Genomic DNA, 16,887 nt, shown 5'->3' with positions numbered 1-16,887 from the left:
CGTGACAACCCTGCTCACCTCGTGGGCCGGCTCTACGCCGTGAGCTCCTGCTGCAGCGCGTCGCGCAGCCGCGCCGCCCGCTCGGCGACCTCCGCGGGGCCCAGCTCGACCGCCTGGGCGCACCACAGCCGTCCCTCGGCCAGATCGCCACGGCGCGCCGCCAGCAGCGCCAGGCGCAGCGCGGCCCGGCCGTGCCCGGACTCGGCGGCCCGCGCCCACCACAGCGCCGCCTCCTGCTCGCTGCCCTCGCGGGCCAGCAGCAGTCCGAGGTTGAAGGCGCCGTTGCGGCTGCCGGCCTCGGCGGCCGCGCGGTACCAGTGGGCGGCCGCGACCACGTCGCCCCGCTCGGCGACCAGCATGCCCAGGCGCACCTGGGCCCGCCGGTGGCCCTGCCGGGCGGCACGCTCGTACCACTCCTCGCAGCCGGAGCGACTGTCGTCGTCGCGGTCGAGCAGCGCGCCCAGCCGGAAGGCGGCCTCGGCGCTGCCGCCGCGCACGGCGACGCGCAGATGGTGCTCGGCCGCCTCGGCGTCCCCGGCGCCGCCGTCGCGCAGCAGCGCCATCGCGACCTGCAGGGCCGCGTCCGTGTGCCCGGCGGCGGCGGCGCGCTCGTACCACTGGAAGGCCAGCTGCTCCTCGTCGCGCCCGGCGTAGAGGATGCCCAGGTTGAAGGCGGCGTCGACGCTGCCGGCCTCGGCGGCCTTGGAGAACCACGGCTCGGCCCCGGCGGAGTCGCCGACCTGCAGCAGCAGGACGGCCAGCGCGTTGGCCGCCTCCTTGTGCCCTGCGTAGGCGGCGCGGCGGTACCACTGCTCCGCCTGGGCGGTGCGGCTCTGCTCGGCGCAGAGGAGGCCGAGGTTGTAGGCGCCGTTGATGTCGCCGGCGTCCAGGGCCGCGCGGTACCAGCGCTCGGCCTGCTGGGACTCGCCGCGGTCGGCGTGCAGGGCGCCCAGGGCGTTGGCGGCGTTGCCGTCGCCCTCCTGGGCGGCTCTGCGCCACCAGACGGCTGCGCTGTCGGTGTCCCCGGCGTCGCGCAGCAGGAAGCCGAGGGCGCAGGCGGCGCGCGGCTCCCCGTCCTTGGCGGAGGTCAGGTACCAGCGCGCGGCCTCCTGGGTCTCGCCGCGGGCCTCGAGCAGGGTGCCCAGGTGGAGGGCGGCGCGGCGGTGGCCGCGGGCCGCGGCCTGGCGGTACCACTGCTCGGCCTCGCCCGCCGGGCCGTCCTGGCGGCGGCCGTTGGCGGCGGCGGCCCGCAGCTCGCGCACCGAGGTGTCGGGGCCGCCGGAGGCCTGCCGGCCGACGGCCGGGCCGAGGGCCTCGGCGAGGCCGTCGGACAGGGACGACGCCTTGGGCGCCCGGCCGTCGAGTATCCGGGCCAGGCGGTACGCGGCCTCGCGGTGGCCCCGCTCGGCGGCGCTGCGGAACCAGCGCTCGGCGCCCACGTCGCTGCGGTGCTCCAGCAGGTCGGCCAGGGCGTACGCGCCGAGGGCGTGGCCGGACTCGGCGGACTGGCGCAGCCAGTACTCGGCGGCGGGCTCGTCGCCGCGCTCGCGGTGGTAGCGGCCGAGGGCGTGCGCGGCGGCGGCGGAGCCGGCCACGGCGGCGACCCGCCACCAGCTGGCGGCCTCGTCGGGGTAGCCGCGCTGGTGCAGCAGCACGCCGAGGTTGTTGGCGGCGGAGCGGTCCCCCTCGGCGGTCGCGGCGCGCAGATGGCGCTCGGCGCCGTCGAGGTCGCCGCGGCGTAGCAGCAGGGCGCCGAGCATGCTCAGGGAGGCGGGGTCGCCGGACTCGGCGGCACGGCGGCGGGCTGTCTCGAGCTCCAGGTCGGCCGCGTCGGTGGCGCAGTCGGCGTCGGGGGAGCCCTCCCCCGGGCCGTACGACGACGGGTCCTGGTCGTCCTGATCGCTCCCGTCACCGGGAGCCGCTACAAGCCGACGTGTTTCCAACAGCCTCGCCTTGTCCCCCATAAGTCCCATCGTCGCACTCCCGCAACCTGCGTACACCTGGAATACCGCAGCCAGTGAGGTCACTTCAGCGTTTTGTCGACTTCCCGACTTCCCGACACGGCGGTGCTCCAAACTCTAATCAAAGGCCCCGCACACAACCCGCACAGACCACGCGTGCCGGGCGGCGGACGCATGTTCTGCGGCCCGGCCCGGGGTCCTGGCGGATCCGGGTACACGACAAGGCCCGGAGTCCGAGAACTCCGGGCCTTGTCTTTGAGTAGCGGGGACAGGATTTGAACCTGCGACCTCTGGGTTATGAGCCCAGCGAGCTACCGAGCTGCTCCACCCCGCGCCGTTGTGGAACAACCGTACCACGGCGCGGGGTGGGCCCCGGACTAGCTGCCGGGCTTGGCAGCCTCGCCGCCGGTCTTGGCCTCGGCCTTGGCCACCCGGTCCAGGGCCTCCTTGAGGTCCTTCTGGGCCTTGCCGTAGGCCGTCCAGTCCTTGTTGTCGAGCGCCTTCTGGCTCGCCTCGTACGCGTCCAGGGCGTCCTTGACGGCCTGCTTGACCGTCGCGTCCTGGGCCGGCGGCTTGGTGGGCTCACCGGACGGCGGCTGACCGGTGTCCGCGCTCTTCTCGCCGAAGATCTCGTTCAGGGCCTCGTCCAGGGTGTCCTTGAACGCGATCTTCTCGCCGTAGTTGACCAGGACCTTCTTGAGCAGCGGGTAGTTCGAGCCCGTGCCGCGCATATAGACCGGCTCGACGTACAGCAGGCCGCCGTCCAGCGGGACGGTCAGCAGATTCCCGTACTCGACCTTGGAATCGCCCCTCTTCCAGATATTGATCTGGTCGGCGACGGGCGTGTGTCCGTTGAACTTGCTCTGGGCTTGTTCCGGACCCCAGACCGTGGTCTCGGAGGGCAGTTTGAGAATTCTGATGCTGCCGTATCCGTCGCTCTTGGCATCGGCGTCGACGGCCATGAACGCACCGAGGTTCGGCCGGTTCTTGGGCGTGAAGGTCGTCGTCAGCGAGAAGGTCTGCTTCTCCTGGTCCGGCATCCTCATGCTCAGGTAGTACGGCGGTACCGCGTTGCCCTCTTCGTTGGTCGGGTCGTCCGGCACCTGCCAGCGCTCGCTGCCGGTGTAGAACGTGCCCGGGTCGGTGACGTGGTAGCGGGTGAGCAGTTCACGCTGGACCTTGAACAGGTCCTGCGGGTAGCGCAGATGGTCCATCAGCGCCGGGCTGATGCTGCTCTTCGCCTTCACCGTGCCGGGGAAGGCCTTCATCCAGGTCTTGAGCACCGGGTCCTTGGTGTCCCACTGGTACAGCTTGACCGTGCCGTCGAAGGCGTCGACCGTCGCCTTGACGGAGTTGCGGATGTAGTTGACCTGGTTCTGCTGGGCGACGACGGCGCGCTGGCCGGTGGTCAGCGAGTCGGCCGTGGTGTCGCCGAGGGTGGTGCGGGAGGCGTACGGGTAGCCGTTGCTCGTGGTGTAGGCGTCCACGATCCACTGGATGTGCCCGTCGACCACGGCCGGATAGGCGTCGCCGTCGATGGTCAGCCACGGGGCGACCGATTCGACGCGCTCCTTGGGCGTGCGGTTGTACAGAATCCGCGAACCCTCGCCGATGGCGCCGGAATAGAGGATCTGCGGCTCACCGAAGGCCACCGCATAAGCCGCGCGATTGACCGGGTTCGAGAGGTTGACGCCGCTCTTGCCCTTGTAGCTGTAGCTCGTCTCCCCCTGGTCGCTGGGGTGGTCGAGCTCCTTCTGCGGACCGCCCACGATCGAATACTGGGTGGTCTTCTCACCGTAGTAGACGCGCTGTTCGTACGAGCCGAGCATGCCCTCGGTCGGCAGCTTCTTCTCGGTGAAGTCGGGGGCGCCCGCCTTGTCGGTGGAGGTGCCCTTCGCCGTGATGGCGCCGTATCCGTGGGTGTACTTGAAGTGGTCGTTGATCCAGTTGCGCTCGGGAATGCCCTTGAGGTTCAGCTCGCGCAGACCGATGACCGTGTCCTGCTCCTTGCCGTCCGCCTTGTAGCGGTCGACGTCCAGGGTGGAGGGGAACTGGTAGTACCCGCGGACCTGCTGCTCCTGCTGGAAGGCCGGGGAGACGACGTTGGGGTCGAGCAGGCGCAGGCTGGCCGTGGCGTTGGCGTCGGCGCGCAGCTTCTCCTTGTCCTTGCCCTTCAGGTCGCTCGTGCCCGCGTAGTCCTTCACCTTCGAGCCGTCGATGCCGTACGCCTCGCGGGTCGCCGCGATGTTCTTCTTGATGTACGGCGCCTCCTTGGCCTGCTCGTTCGGCTGAACCTGGAACTTCTGCACGATCGCGGGGTAGAGCCCGCCGATCAGCACCGCCGACAGGACCATCAGCCCGAAGCCGATCACCGGCAGCTGCCAGGTGCGCCGCCAGAGCGTCGCGAAGAACAGCACGGCGCAGATCAGCGCGATGATGAAGAGGATGGTCTTGGCCGGCAGATAGGCGTTGGCGTCGACGTAGCGCAGGCCCGTCCAGCCGTCGGCCGACTTCAGCCCGCTGGACTTCACCGCGAGGCCGTACCGGTCGAGCCAGTAGGCGACGGCCTTGAGCGTGACGAAGACGCCCAGGAGGACCGACAGATGGCCCGTGGCGGCCTTGGTGGCCCGCCCGCCGGGGCTGGTCAGCCGCAGCCCGCCGTACAGGTAGTGCACGAGGGCGGCGGCGATCAGCGACAGGATCGTCGCCGCGAAGCCGAAGCTCAGCAGGAAGCGGTACCAGGGCAGGTCGAAGGTGTAGAAGCCGATGTCCTTGTGGAACTGCGGGTCCGTCCGGCCGAAGGGGACGGCGTTGACCCACTGCAGCCATGTGCGCCACTGCCCGGCGGCCGAGGCGCCGGCGACGAGCCCGACGAGCGCGGTGACCGCCAGCAACACCCACTTCTTGTACGGGGCGACGCTCATCCGGTAGCGGTCGAGGCTCTGCTGCTCCATGGACATCGCGCTCAACGGCGGCCGCAGCTTGTGGGCGAGCCAGATGTTGAGCCCCACGGCCACGGCCATCAGCAGGCCGAAGACGGCGAAGAGGCCGATCTTGGTGCCGAGGGTGGTGGTGAAGACCGAGGAGTAGTCCACCGAGCGGTACCACAGCCAGTCCGTCCAGAACCCGGCGAACATGACGAAGAGCATGGCGAGCACCGCCAGTACGCCCAAGGTCATCAGCAGGGTCCGGACACGCCGGGACGGTCGGCCGACTCTGATCCGTGGCCCGGACGGGCCTCCGCCGCGGTCCGGCATCTGGAAAGCCAAGGTGCGCACCTCGAAGTTCGCTGTCGATGAAGCTGTGGGTCGTGCTGGGTGGTACTGCGGGTTTTGTGCTGCGTTTGAGGCCCCCGTGATGCTAGGACCCACTGTGGCAACTTACCGAGGCTTTACTCGGTTCCCGTTTTCGGGCTCTCTCAGGGCACGATATTGACCATGTCCAGCAATACCGGTTCGAACCTTCCCGGCTCCCACGAGCCCAGCACGCCCATGGCGGCCAGCCCGCTGACCCGCGCCGTCCTCGAGATCGACGAATACGCGTCGACTCTCGGCTGGGACCAGCCGGCCCGCCTCTTCGCCCTGGTCGACACGGCCAAGCTCCGCACCCAGGAGCCCGGCCTGGCCGCCCAGCTCGGCCTCGACGACGACGCGTCCCAGGCCGCGTCGTCCTACACCCCCATCGAACAGGAGGAGCTGCCGCCCGGCACCGCCCTCGACAAGTTCCTCGGCACGATCGCCTGGCCGCAGGCCGTGGTGGGGTGCGCCCTGACCGTGGAGCGGCTGATGCTCCCGCCGTCCGCCGAGGGGTCCGTGCCCCACGGCATGAGCGACAAGCAGCTCGCCGCGTGGGTCGCCAAGCACCCGGACCGCCAGGAGGTCCGGATGACGGTGGCCGTGCTGCGCGACGGCGCCCGCGAGTCGGCCGTACGGCTGCGCGAGAAGGACTCGCCGACCGAGGTCCTCACCGGTGCCGACCTGGTGCCCGGCCTGGCCGAAGCCCTGGCGGCGACGTTCGAGGACTGACCTCCTGCGGCTCCGGAGGGGGCGCGGCTAGTGTGCCGAGCACTGCGGCAGGCCGGCCGCGTCCCCCTTGCGGATCTTCTCCAGGGACTGCAGGGCGTCCTTGATCGTGTCGACCTTCACCAGGGTCAGGCCCGAGGGGGCGTCCTTGGCCGCGGCCGCGCAGTTGTCCTTGGGCGTCAGGAAATAGCGCGCGCCCTTGGAGCGCGCCCCGACCGTCTTCATCTGCACGCCGCCGATCGGCCCGACCTTGCCGGTGTCGTCGATCGTGCCCGTGCCCGCGACGAACTTCCCGCCGGTCAGGTCCTCCGGGGTGAGCTTGTCGACTATCCCGAGGGCGAACATCAGGCCCGCGCTCGGTCCGCCGACGTCCGCCAGCTTGATGTTGATGGTGAACGGGAAGGTGTGGTCCCGGCCGGCCTGGATGCCGACGATCGCCCGGCCGTCCTCGGGCGCCTTGGCGGTGACGAGGGTGACCTTGTCCTCGGTCCTGGGCTGCCGCTTCTCCTTCTCCGCCGCGGCCGCCTCCTTGGCGGGGACGATCAGGAACGTGACCTTCTCGCCCGCCTTGTGCCGGGTGACCAGCTTGGCGACGTCGCCGTGCTCCTTGACCGCCGTGCCGTCCACGGCCTTGATCACGTCGCCGGCGTGCAGGGCGCCCTCGGCGGGGCTGCCCTTGACCACGGACGAGACGATCACGCGCGTGCCCACCGGGATGTCCAGCTGCCGCAGTGCGGCGACCTTGGCGCTCTCCTGGGACTGCGTGAACTCCTCCGCCGTCTCCTGGTTCAGCTCGTCCGGGGACTTGTCCTCCGGGTAGAGCGTGGTGTGCGGAACCACCAGGTTGTCGTGCGCGAGCCAGCCGTAGACCGCCTCGACCAGATTCATCCGGTACTGCGAGCCGGTCACCCGGACCGTCGTCATGTTGAGGTGGCCGGAGGTGGGGTACGTCGTACGCCCGGAGATCTGCAGCACCGGCTCGCCGCCGTGCTCACCGAGCGTGTTGACCGTCGGCCCCGGGGACATCTCCGAGTAGGGCACGGGGATCAGCACGCCCGCGCAGAGCAGCGCGATCAGCATCAGGAGGGAGGCGAGCATCGTCGCGGTGCGGCGGGGCATGGAACGACAGTACGGGACGGGTCCGGCAGTCCACTCCCGGGGCGGTCCGTCCGGGGCAGCTACGGGACGCTCCGCTAGCTCGCCGAGCCGGAACCGGACTCGGTGCGTTCCATCGCCTCGCGGAACCGGGCGTAACCCGCCAGTTCCGCGACATCACCGGCCTTCCGGTTACGTGCCGCCCAGCTTCCCCAGAGGGCCGCGGCGACCGCCGCCGCGACCGGAATCAGCAACCAAGCGAGCGCCGCCATGCCGGCCTCCGACCCCTTATGCAACCGCACTGACCGATGAGAACAATCATGAGAACAACTGATGAGCAGATTAGTCGTCTTCGGTCTCAACGCTTACGTCAGGGGGACGGTTACGCAACCAGGAGCGGCCCATAAGTGGACGGTTTCGGACAGCCGGGTGGCACGGTGCTCGACGGCGCTACGCCCCCACCCACTCGTCCGACCCGTCGGCGAACGTCTGGTGCTTCCAGATCGGCACCTCGAGCTTGAGGTCGTCGATCAGCCTGCGGCAGGCCTCGAACGCCTCCGCCCGGTGCGGACAGGAGACGGCCACGACGACCGCCAGGTCGCCGACGGCCAGCTCGCCCACGCGGTGCACGGCGGCCAGGGCCCGTACCGGGAAGTCCGCCGCCACCTTCTCCGCGACCCGGCGCAGCTCCGCCTCGGCGCTGGGGTGGGCGGAGTAACCGAGGCCGGTCACGTCCGCGCCGCCGTCGTGGTCACGCACCGTGCCCACGAAGAGGGCCGTGCCGCCCGCCGCGTCGTCGCCGACCGCCGCGAAGACCTCGTCCAGGGACAGCGGGGCGTCCCTGACCGCGAGGAGACGGACGGGGTCCTGGGCGGCGCGCTCGCCAGGATGGTCGTAGCTGGTCATGTGCCCCATCGTGCCGCACGTCGGCGGCGTGCGGGAGGGGCGGTCCCGCCGGGCCCGCCCGGCGGGCTTCGTACGGTCCTACAGGCGCCGGCGGGCCTTGCGGGCCCTGCGTACCAGGGCGGCGGTGCCGAGCAGGGCGACGGTGGCGCCCGCGGCGCCGGCGGCGGTGGCGTCCTTGCGGCCCAGGCGGCGGCCCGCGACCGTGTGCCGGCCGGCGACCTCCTCCAGCAGCTCGGCGAGGACCTCCTCGTTGGTCCAGCCGGGCCGCCAGCCCGCGTCGTGCAGCCGGTGGCCGCTGACGACCCACGGGTGCATCGTGTACTCCAGGTCGCCCGCCGGGGACGGTGTCAGTCCCAGGCGGTGCAGCCGGGAGGCCGCGCCCAGGGCGACGGCCGAGGGCAGCTCCATGCGGCGGATGCCGGTGAGCTCCTCGACCTCCTCCTGCTCCAGCCATCCGTCGCAGCCGACGGCCAGCTCCCCCTCCGCCTTCTCCAGGGCGGCGAACTCCAGGGCGCTCACCAGGTCCTCCACGTGGCAGAACTGCCAGGTGGGCCGGGATCCGGCGACCACCAGGAGGCGGGGCGACTCGAAGTAGCGGGTCAGAGCGGTGTCGGTGCCGCCGACCAGGACGGCGGGCCGCAGCACGGTCACGTTCAGGCCGGGGTGCGCCCGGGGCGCACGCCTGGCCAGCCGCTCTATCTCGAGCAGATCGCCCACGCCGGTGGCCTCCGCGGTGGCCCGCAGCTCGGCGTCCTCGGCGAGCGGCACGTCGTTGTCGGGGTGGGCGCCGTAGACCATGGCCGAGGTGCACAGCACCACCCGGTGCACGCCGGCGGCCGCGGCGGCGGTCAGCACGGTCTGGGTGCCGCGGACGTTGTACGCCGTGCGCGCCGCCGCGTCGGTCTCCAGGTCGAGGTCGAGCGCGAGGTGGACCACCACGTCGGCGCCGCGCAGCTTCTCGGCGATCGCCGGGTCGCGGACGTCCAGCACGTGCCACTGGGCCTCGGTGACGTCGCCGCGGCGTTCGTCGATGGCCACGACGTGCTTGATCTCCTCGGACGCGGCGAGCCGCCGCGTGAGCAGCGCCCCGACGCCGCGCGCGGCACCGGTGACGGCCACGACGGGTCGCCGGCCGCGCACGGCGGGGCCGTGCGGGGTCGTGGTTTCGCGCGCGGAACCGTTTCGCGCTGCGCGAACTTCTCGGTCGGGGGAACTCACCGGGCGTCTCCAGCGGTTGTCTTCAGTACGTATGTGCCATCACCGTTGTCATGACACGTACGTACCAGGTGACGTCCATCCTGCCGCAGGCCCCGGGCGCGTGGAGCACCAAGCCCGGATAGCGGCGAGGTGTCTACGCTTGGTGGTGTTGTCGGGCATTCGCCGCCGGTCCACGCCGGCGGCCCTACGAGCCGAGGAAACCCGTGAGTGACACCCCATTCGGATTCGGCCTTCCGCCGGAGGAGCCGGAGAACGGCGACGACGGCAAGAAGAAGGGCGGCGGCCAGGGCGGCCAGGGGCCTGCGAATCCGTTCGGGTTCGGCGGGCCCGCCGGCGGTGGGGACAACCCCTTCGCCGCGATGTTCGGGTCCATGAACCCGGGCGACCTCGGCGCCGCCTTCCAGCAGCTCGGGCAGATGCTCTCCTACGAGGGCGGCCCGGTGAACTGGGAGATGGCCCAGCAGATCGCCCGCCAGACCGTCGCGCAGGGCACCGCCGACGGCACGAAGGACGCCAGCGTCACCGCCGGCGAGCGGTCGGCGGTCGAGGAGGCCGTGCGCCTGGCCGACCTGTGGCTGGACGGCGTCACGTCGCTGCCCTCGGGCTCCGGCACGGCCGTGGCCTGGAGCCGCGCGGAGTGGGTCGAGGCGACCCTGCCCGTGTGGAAGGACCTCGTCGACCCGGTCGCCGAGCGCGTCGGGGCGGCCATGGGCGGCGTGCTGCCCGAGGAGATGCAGGCCATGGCGGGCCCGCTGCTCGGCATGATGCGCAGCATGGGCGGCGCGATGTTCGGCACCCAGATCGGCCAGGCCGTGGGCGTGCTGGCGGGCGAGGTGGTCGGTTCCACCGACATCGGCCTGCCGCTGGGCCCGGCCGGCAAGGCCGCGCTGTTGCCGGTGAACATCGAGACGTTCGGCTCCGGCCTGGGCGTCCCGCAGGACGAGGTGCGGCTGTACCTGGCCCTGCGCGAGGCCGCCCACCAGCGGCTCTTCGCGCACGTGCCGTGGCTGCGCTCGCACCTGTTCGGCGCCGTCGAGGGCTACGCCCGCGGCATCAAGGTCGACACCGCCAAGCTGGAGGACGTGGTCGGCCAGCTCGACCCCACGCACCCCGAGCAGCTGCAGGACGCACTGCAGCAGGGCATGTTCCAGCCGGAGGACACTCCGGAGCAGAAGGCCGCCCTGGCCCGCCTGGAGACGGCCCTGGCGCTCGTCGAGGGCTGGGTGGACGCCGTCGTGCACGCGGCCGCCGCGCCGCACCTGCCGTCGGCCGGCGCCCTGCGCGAGACGCTGCGCCGGCGCCGCGCCTCGGGCGGTCCGGCCGAGCAGACGTTCGCCACGCTGATCGGGCTCGAGCTGCGTCCCCGCCGCCTGCGGGACGCCTCCCGGCTGTGGGCCTCGCTGACGGACGCCCGGGGCATGGACGGCCGCGACGGCCTCTGGGAGCACCCGGACATGCTGCCGACGGCCGCCGACCTGGACGACCCGGACGGCTTCGTCCACCGCGAGCAGCTGGACTTCTCCGAGCTCGACAAGATGCTGGGCGAGGCGGCGAAGGGCTCCCAGGGCACGAAGGGTGCCGAGGGGGCGAAGGGCGCGGACGACACGAAGGGCACCGAGCAGGGCACTTCGGACGAATCCGGCGAAGGCGACGACAAGAAGTGAGCCTCCACGAGAACGCGGTCCTCGTCCTGAAGGAGTACGAGGACCAGCCGGAGCTGCGCGGGCTCTACCTGGACCACTTGGCCGCCCACCCGGACGGCATGTGGAAGCCGTGTGAGGCCGGACACGTGACGGCGAGCGCGCTGGTGATCGACCCCGCGCAGGGCCGGGTCCTGCTCACCCTGCACCGCAAGCTGCGGATGTGGCTGCAGATGGGCGGCCACTGCGAGCCCGGTGACGCGACGCTCGAGGCGGCCGCCCTGCGGGAGGCCACCGAGGAGTCCGGGATCGCCGGCCTGACGCTGCTGCCGGGCGGCCCGGTGCGGCTGGACCGGCACCCGATCCCGGCGCCCTGCAACTGGCACCTGGACGTGCAGTACGCCGCGCTGGTGCCGGACGGGGCGGTGGAGGCCATCAGCGACGAGTCGCTGGACCTGCGCTGGTTCCCGTACGCCGAGGTGGCCGACGTCGCCGACGAGTCGGTCGCCCGGCTGGTGCAGCGGACGCTCGCCCGCCTGTAGGCGGCGCGGGACGCCGGAAGAACGGCACGGGTAAGGGGCGGCCACCATGGTGGCCGCCCCTTACCCGTACATCCCCTCAGCGGTTCAGTTGGACCAGATGTTGCCCTGGTTCTGGCCGCGGGCGCCGTGCTGGCCGAGGCCGTACTGCGCCAGGGCGCCCTGACCGATCTGCGCGCCCTGCGGCGGCAGCATCTCGCTGGGCTGCACGAGCGCGTACCCCTGGCCGAGGAAGCTGAGCTCCCAGCCCTCGCCCGTTCCGCCGCGGCGCCGCCACACGCCCGAGGAGGACGTCTGCGCCTGCATCTGCACGCGCAGCGACGACGACCAGGCGACGACGGCGTCCGCGTCGGCGAACGCGTACTTCTCCGGCGTGACCTGGAGCACCAGCGGCTGCCCGGAGGTCATCAGCGCGACCTTGCCGCGCCCGCTGATGTTGAGCTGGTACGCGCCGGTGCCGGAGATCCCGAACTGGCTGTCCACCGCGACCGCGTCCCAGTGCAGGGTCGAGTCCAGCGCCAGGACGTAGGAGCTGTCGACGGTCAGGCCCTCGTGGTCCACGTCCACGACGTGGACGTGCTGGGCGAGGTTGGCGAGGTAGACGGTGCCCTGCCCGGAGCAGCGCATCAGGTCCAGGCCCTCACCGGTGTGCATCTGGGCGTTGTGCTGGCCGTGCGTGCGGTACTCGCCGTCGAACTCGATCAGGCCCTGGTAGGCCACCATCGAGCCCTTGCGGGCGAGGACGTCGTCGTGGCCGGTGAGGGCGACGCGCAGCATCTGGGGGTTCTGCAGGGCGTAGCGGTCCTGCGTCTGGGCCTCGGTGTAGCCGAAAAGCGGGCTCTGCATGGTCTCCTCGTCCCCCTCAGCCCCGGGCCCGGAGCCGGTCGGTGCTGTCCTCGCTGGGCTGTACGACCACGAATCCCTGGCCCGAGAAACCCAGTTGGTAGGCCTCGCCGCTGCCGCGGCCGATCATCGAGGAAGCCTTGAAGCTGCGCTTCCCCTTCATCCGCAGGTTGGTGGACCAGGCGACGAGCGCGTCGGGGTCCACATAGGTCTCGTCCTCGCCGGCGCCGCAGTCCACGACGATGGGCGTGCCGCGGGACGTCAGCGCGACCCAGCCGCTGCCGCTCACCACGACGTTGAACAGGCCCTGCCCGGCGAACTTGGCCATGCCCTTGACCCGCTCCACGCCCCACTGCAGGTGCGCGTCGAAGGCCAGCAGGTTGGTGCCGTTGACGGAGACCGATTCGCCGTTGAGGTTGAGGCAGACGACGTCGGCGCCGTAGTCGGCGAGGTAGAGCAGCCCGTCGCCGCTGCACTTCATCAGCGGGGCGCCCTCGCCGGTGAGCCACTGGGAGGCCATCTGGCGGATGGCGGGGGCGTTCGGCTCGTACTGGATGAATCCCTCGTAGGCGACCATCGAACCGGTGCGGGCGAACAGGTCGTGGCCGCTTTGCATGGCCACCTTGAGCATGCTGCTGCCGTGGTTCTCCATGCGGGCGGCGGGCGGGGTCGGGGCGTGGCCCGCGATCAGTGACTGGTCCATGACGGGCTCCCTCAGACCTCGTAGGGCTGGACGACGATGAAGTTGCCGGGCGCGCCGCGGAACTGGAGGTTCACGGCCTCTCCGCTGTGGCCCGGGTAGGAGTTGCGGCGCAGCCGCACCTGGCTGGAGACGATCACCTGGGACGCGGCGGACCAGGCGACGATGGCGTTGCTGTCGGCGAAGGTGGTCGGGGTGACCGGCAGCACCACGGGGGTGCCGTGCGTCTTGACGACGACGGTGCCCGTGCCGTGGAACTGCATGGTGAACAGCGCGCCGCCGGGGATGCCGTGGCCCTCGATGCGGCGGACCTCGTGGTGGAGCGACTCGTCGAAGGCGAGCACCGCGTCGGCGGAGACGCAGATCGCGTCGTTCTCCAGCTGGATGGGGTGCACGTGCGAGGAGTCGTCGGCGAGGAAGACCTGGCCGCGGCCGGTGCAGCGCATCAGCTGCATCTCCTGGCCGGTGGCGTTGCCGACGATGCGGCCCATGAAGCCGGCGCCCTTGTAGCCGAACTCGACCTTGCCCTGGTAGAGGACCATGCTGCCCTGCCGGGCGAGGACCGGCTGCGGGTCGGCCCCGAGGTCGACGCGGACGAGCTTGGGGTTCTGCAGGGTCCAGCGCTGCCCGTTGGGGGCCTCGCGGTACCGCTCGAACGCCGCCTGGACGCCGGGCACGGCGGGTGCGACGGGGGCGACGGGGGCGACGGCTCCGTGCGGGGGCATGCCGGGCGCCGGCGCGCCGTACGGAGCCTGGTGGGGCTGCTGGGCCTGGTGGGGCTGCTGCGCCGGGTAGGGCTGGGCGGGCACGGCGGGCTGGCCGTAGGGCTGCTGGGCCGGGAAGGCCTGGGTGGGCGCGCCGGGCTGGGCGTACGCGGCGGGCTGCCCGGGAACGCCGGGCCGGCCCGGAACACCGGGCGGGCCGGGCGGGGGCGGGACGACACCGCCCGGCGAGGCCACACCGCCGGGCGGCGTCTGGCCGCCGGAGAAGTAGCCGGGGGGCGCGATGGGCGCCGCCATGGTGGCGGCCGCGTGCACCTGGGGCGCGGCCGGGGCCACCGGGGGCGGGGTGCTGCCGGGCGGGGGCGGGAAGCCCTGGGCCGGCGGCGGAGCCGGAGCCTGGTGGGCGGGCGGGGCCGCCGGCGCCTGGGCGGGCTGGGATCCGGCGGGGGGCGCGAAGGACGGGGGCGCGCTCGCCTGTTGCGGGGGCGCGAAGACGGGGGCCGCGCCCTGGTCGGGCGCCGGGGGCGCCTCCTCTTCCATCACCTCGCCGCCGAAGTGCTTCAGCAGCGCCTCCAGGCCGCCGTCGAAGCCCTGGCCCACGGCGGCGAACCGCCAGACGTCCTTGAGGTAGAAGTCGCCGAGCATCACCGCGCGCTCGGTGCTGAACTCCGCGCCGGTGAAGGAGTAGCGGGCCACCTCGACGCCACCCGCGACGACGCGGAGGTAGCCCGGGCCGGCCTGCGACATCTGCCCGGCGCCGTCGAGCGTGGCCGTGAAGCTGAGCCGCTGGATGTGCGCCGGGATCCGGTCGAGGGTCACTCGGAAGGAGTCCGTGTCCCCGGCCTGCGCCCCGAGCTGCTGAATGGCGCCTTCCGGCGACTGCGGCTGGTTGAAGAAGACGAAGTACCGGTCGTCGGAGAGCCGCTCCCGGGCGTCCAGACCGAAGCAGCTGATGTCGAAGCTCAGGCCGGGGCCGCCGATCTGCACACCCACGTACAGATCCGTCCCGGCCGTCAGGTCAGTGATCTTGGCCTTGTGGCCGCGCTGGAATTCCCTGGACATGCGTGACGACCGTCCCCCATCCGAACCTGCGGTGAAATGCGTTGCGCCAGGCTAACGGCTGGGGACCGTGGGGAGTGCCTCCGGGGAGGTCCGCTCACTCGCTCCGGGCCGCCGGGAGGTGGGGCAGCCGGTCCGCGGCCACCACTCCCTCCAGGTAGCCCCGGGCCCGCTCGGTGCGCGGGTACGACTCCAGCAGCCGCCAGAACTCCGGCCCGTGACCGGGCACCAGCAGATGCGCCAGCTCGTGCAGCAATACGTAGTCCACGACGTACTCAGGCATGCCCTGCAGGCGGTGCGAGAGGCGGATGCTGCCCTCTGCGGGGGTGCACGAGCCCCAGCGGGTGTTCTGGTTGGTGACCCAGCGGACCGAGGCGGGGCGCGCCCGGCCGCCCAGATACTGCTCCGAGAGGCGGCGGGCCCGCTCGGCCAGCTCGCCGTCGCCGAGCATGCGGCGGCTCTCCTGCGCCGCGAGCTTGTCGAGCATCACCCGGACCCAGCGCTTCTCCTCCGCGTCCGACATCCGGGCCGGGATGAGGACGACGGTCCGGTCGCCCTCGCGGTAGGCGGAGACCGTTCTGCGACGGCGCGTGCTCCGCCGGATCTCGACCGCGCCGGTCTCCTGCCCTCCCGCGAGCGGGCTCGGGGCACTGCGCGGTGGGCGTGCGGCACTGTGCAGAGGATCGACGGGCACGGCCCCGACGTTACCCGCTGGCGGTGCGGGAAGTCCCGCCCCTCGGGTCGCTTGTCGGGGAAACGCCGACTTCGGCGCAGGCTTGTACGACAATCACCCCGCATCTGTGGATAACGTCACGCGGGGACCGGGCGGGACGGGCATGCTGAAGGCCGACCGAGGGGACGACCGAGGACGACCGAGGGGGACACATGCCGACGCAGCCCGTACGCACCTCACCGCACGTACGCACCGCACAGCCTGTCCGCGCCGCACAGCCCGTCCGCGCCCCGCACACCGCACGGCCGGCGGAGCCCGCGGTCCCGGCCGAGCCGACGATCCCCGACTCCGCGCATCCGATGGTCAAGCCCGCGCTGCGCCGGGCCTGGCGCAACCGCGACATGGTGCAGTTCGGCGCCGCTCCCGCGCACGCGGTGCTCCTGGGGCCGGTGGACACCGCGACGGGCAGCTTCCTGGGCCTGCTCGACGGGACGCGCGGAATGCCCCTGCTCCGCGAGGAGGCCACCGGCTTCGGCCTGCCGGAAGGCCGGGCGGACGCGCTGGTGCGGCGGCTGGCGGTGGCCGGGCTGCTCGACGATCCGCGTACGGGCGGGGAGGCGGCGGCCGCGCTGCGCGCCCGGGGCGGTTCGCTGGAGCGGCTGCGGCCGGACCTGGCCTCGCTGTCGGTGCTCCACCCGGAGCCGGGTGCCGCGATGCGGCTGATGGCGGCGCGGCAGGCCGTACGGGTCCGGGTGCGGGGCGCCGGGCGGGTGGGGGCGGCCGTCGCGGCGCTGCTGGCGGCCTCGGGGGTGGGGCGGGTCGACGTGCTGGACGGGGGCCGGGTCGAGCCCTGGGACGTGGCGCCCGGCGGCGTGGCGGCCGAGCGGACCGGCGAGCGGCGGGACGCCGCGGCCCGGCAGGCGGTGCGTCAGGCCGCGCCGCTGCCCCGCCCGAGGGCGAGAGCCGGCGGGACGGGCGACGACGGCTCCCCGCCGGCCCTGGTGGTGTTCGCGCCCCGCGACGGCCTCGCGGCCTACGCGCCGGACGTCGCGGCGGCCCAGGAGCTCGTCTCCTGTGGGACTCCCCACCTGTACGCGGGCGTCCTGGAAGCCACGGGCGTGGTGGGGCCGCTGGTGCTGCCCGGGGAGTCGGCGTGCGCGGGCTGCCTCGAGCTGGAGCGGGCCGAGCGGGATCCGGCGTGGCCCCGGATGCTCGCCCAGTGGCGATCCGGCCGCGGCCCGGGGGTACCGTCTTGCGACATGGCACTGGCCACGGTCGTGGCGGGGCTGACCGTGGCGAGGGCGCTGGCCTTTCTCGACGGTGGGTCCACGTCGGGCGCGGGGGAACGGCTGGAGCTGGCCCTGCCGGGGCCCTCCTGGTCCCCCCGGCCCGTGGAGCCGCATCCGCGGTGCCCGTGCGGCGCGGCGGACTCCGGGCGACCGGAGAACGCCGGGTCCGCGCGGTCCCGCACGGGACAATGACCCGGTAACCGCCGTCCGCGGCGTGGCT

The 16,887-nt window shown here is 72.6% G+C and carries 14 protein-coding genes and 1 tRNA gene; 4 read left to right on the top strand and 11 right to left on the bottom strand.

The window, feature by feature from the left end; all coding sequences use genetic code 11:
* Positions 1 to 32 precede the first annotated feature (32 nt).
* The 3 genes from AB4K12_RS16890 to AB4K12_RS16880 all read right to left on the bottom strand — a co-directional run bounded on the left by AB4K12_RS16890 (position 33) and on the right by AB4K12_RS16880 (position 5,218).
* Entirely contained in the window at positions 33 to 1,973 is a 1,941-nt protein-coding gene (locus AB4K12_RS16890) for a tetratricopeptide repeat protein (RefSeq protein ID WP_368434970.1), read from the bottom strand.
* Between the two features lie 248 nt (positions 1,974 to 2,221).
* Positions 2,222 to 2,295: transfer RNA gene (locus AB4K12_RS16885), tRNA-Met, on the bottom strand.
* Positions 2,296 to 2,338: 43 nt separating this feature from the next.
* Positions 2,339 to 5,218 carry a UPF0182 family protein gene (locus AB4K12_RS16880; protein ID WP_368435269.1) on the bottom strand — a complete coding sequence of 960 codons (2,880 nt, stop codon included), beginning with the start codon at positions 5,216 to 5,218 and terminating at the stop codon, positions 2,339 to 2,341.
* 180 nt (positions 5,219 to 5,398) lie between these two features.
* On the opposite strand from AB4K12_RS16880, the gene AB4K12_RS16875 reads away from it, so the two are divergent.
* On the top strand, positions 5,399 to 5,986 hold the full coding sequence (locus AB4K12_RS16875) for a PPA1309 family protein (RefSeq protein WP_368434969.1): 588 nt from the start codon (positions 5,399 to 5,401) through the stop codon (positions 5,984 to 5,986).
* A 27-nt stretch (positions 5,987 to 6,013) separates the two neighbouring features.
* Here the strand turns inward: AB4K12_RS16875 and AB4K12_RS16870 are convergent, their stop codons facing one another.
* From AB4K12_RS16870 to AB4K12_RS16855, 4 genes are all read right to left on the bottom strand, one after another.
* A complete protein-coding gene (locus AB4K12_RS16870) occupies positions 6,014 to 7,102 on the bottom strand; it encodes a PDZ domain-containing protein (RefSeq protein ID WP_368434968.1) in 1,089 nt (362 codons plus the stop codon).
* 74 nt (positions 7,103 to 7,176) lie between these two features.
* Entirely contained in the window at positions 7,177 to 7,350 is a 174-nt protein-coding gene (locus AB4K12_RS16865) for a hypothetical protein (protein ID WP_179198745.1), read from the bottom strand.
* Between the two features lie 178 nt (positions 7,351 to 7,528).
* On the bottom strand, positions 7,529 to 7,984 hold the full coding sequence (locus AB4K12_RS16860) for a molybdenum cofactor biosynthesis protein MoaE (protein ID WP_368434967.1): 456 nt from the start codon (positions 7,982 to 7,984) through the stop codon (positions 7,529 to 7,531).
* 78 nt (positions 7,985 to 8,062) lie between these two features.
* Positions 8,063 to 9,202 carry an SDR family oxidoreductase gene (locus AB4K12_RS16855; RefSeq protein WP_086566448.1) on the bottom strand — a complete coding sequence of 380 codons (1,140 nt, stop codon included), beginning with the start codon at positions 9,200 to 9,202 and terminating at the stop codon, positions 8,063 to 8,065.
* A gap of 203 nt (positions 9,203 to 9,405) precedes the next feature.
* Here AB4K12_RS16855 and AB4K12_RS16850 point away from each other — a divergent pair, with 203 nt between their 5' ends.
* Both AB4K12_RS16850 and AB4K12_RS16845 read left to right on the top strand, forming a co-directional pair.
* Positions 9,406 to 10,866, top strand: coding sequence for a zinc-dependent metalloprotease (locus AB4K12_RS16850; RefSeq protein ID WP_368434966.1), 1,461 nt, complete (start codon positions 9,406 to 9,408; stop codon positions 10,864 to 10,866).
* Positions 10,863 to 11,384 (top strand): NUDIX hydrolase, encoded by a 522-nt coding sequence (locus tag AB4K12_RS16845; protein WP_362251628.1) that lies wholly within the window; start codon positions 10,863 to 10,865, stop codon positions 11,382 to 11,384. Before AB4K12_RS16850 ends, AB4K12_RS16845 begins: the two co-directional genes overlap by 4 nt.
* Positions 11,385 to 11,468: 84 nt before the next feature.
* Here AB4K12_RS16845 and AB4K12_RS16840 read toward each other — a convergent pair whose 3' ends face one another.
* From AB4K12_RS16840 to AB4K12_RS16825, 4 genes are all read right to left on the bottom strand, one after another.
* A complete protein-coding gene (locus AB4K12_RS16840) occupies positions 11,469 to 12,227 on the bottom strand; it encodes an AIM24 family protein (RefSeq protein ID WP_368434965.1) in 759 nt (252 codons plus the stop codon).
* Positions 12,228 to 12,243: 16 nt separating this feature from the next.
* The gene (locus AB4K12_RS16835) at positions 12,244 to 12,927 is read right to left on the bottom strand and encodes an AIM24 family protein (RefSeq protein WP_368434964.1); all 684 of its coding nucleotides are present in this window, start codon (positions 12,925 to 12,927) and stop codon (positions 12,244 to 12,246) included.
* Positions 12,928 to 12,938: 11 nt separating this feature from the next.
* Positions 12,939 to 14,708, bottom strand: a complete 1,770-nt coding sequence (locus AB4K12_RS16830) for a TerD family protein (RefSeq protein ID WP_368434963.1) — start codon at positions 14,706 to 14,708, stop codon at positions 12,939 to 12,941.
* A 94-nt stretch (positions 14,709 to 14,802) separates the two neighbouring features.
* Positions 14,803 to 15,399 carry a M48 family metallopeptidase gene (locus tag AB4K12_RS16825; RefSeq protein ID WP_368434962.1) on the bottom strand — a complete coding sequence of 199 codons (597 nt, stop codon included), beginning with the start codon at positions 15,397 to 15,399 and terminating at the stop codon, positions 14,803 to 14,805.
* A gap of 338 nt (positions 15,400 to 15,737) precedes the next feature.
* Between AB4K12_RS16825 and AB4K12_RS16820 the strand changes: the two genes are divergently transcribed.
* Positions 15,738 to 16,859 carry a TOMM precursor leader peptide-binding protein gene (locus tag AB4K12_RS16820; protein WP_368435268.1) on the top strand — a complete coding sequence of 374 codons (1,122 nt, stop codon included), beginning with the start codon at positions 15,738 to 15,740 and terminating at the stop codon, positions 16,857 to 16,859.
* The last annotated feature ends 28 nt before the right edge of the window (positions 16,860 to 16,887 follow it).

The organism is Streptomyces sp. C36, from assembly GCF_040932295.1.
Classification (GTDB): Bacteria; Actinomycetota; Actinomycetes; order Streptomycetales; family Streptomycetaceae; genus Streptomyces; species Streptomyces triculaminicus.
This window is presented reverse-complemented; position numbering and strand designations above follow the sequence as displayed.

What these genes read in the sequence shown, in the direction of transcription:
- AB4K12_RS16860 (WP_368434967.1), bottom strand. Translation starts at nt 7,984, where the DNA reads ATGACCAGCTACGACCATCCTGGCGAGCGCGCCGCCCAGGACCCCGTC.
- AB4K12_RS16840 (WP_368434965.1), bottom strand. Translation starts at nt 12,227, where the DNA reads ATGCAGAGCCCGCTTTTCGGCTACACCGAGGCCCAGACGCAGGACCGC.
- AB4K12_RS16835 (WP_368434964.1), bottom strand. Translation starts at nt 12,927, where the DNA reads ATGGACCAGTCACTGATCGCGGGCCACGCCCCGACCCCGCCCGCCGCC.
- AB4K12_RS16890 (WP_368434970.1), bottom strand. Translation starts at nt 1,973, where the DNA reads ATGGGACTTATGGGGGACAAGGCGAGGCTGTTGGAAACACGTCGGCTT.
- AB4K12_RS16820 (WP_368435268.1), top strand. Translation starts at nt 15,738, where the DNA reads ATGGTCAAGCCCGCGCTGCGCCGGGCCTGGCGCAACCGCGACATGGTG.
- AB4K12_RS16880 (WP_368435269.1), bottom strand. Translation starts at nt 5,218, where the DNA reads ATGCCGGACCGCGGCGGAGGCCCGTCCGGGCCACGGATCAGAGTCGGC.
- AB4K12_RS16830 (WP_368434963.1), bottom strand. Translation starts at nt 14,708, where the DNA reads ATGTCCAGGGAATTCCAGCGCGGCCACAAGGCCAAGATCACTGACCTG.
- AB4K12_RS16875 (WP_368434969.1), top strand. Translation starts at nt 5,399, where the DNA reads ATGTCCAGCAATACCGGTTCGAACCTTCCCGGCTCCCACGAGCCCAGC.
- AB4K12_RS16870 (WP_368434968.1), bottom strand. Translation starts at nt 7,102, where the DNA reads ATGCCCCGCCGCACCGCGACGATGCTCGCCTCCCTCCTGATGCTGATC.
- AB4K12_RS16865 (WP_179198745.1), bottom strand. Translation starts at nt 7,350, where the DNA reads ATGGCGGCGCTCGCTTGGTTGCTGATTCCGGTCGCGGCGGCGGTCGCC.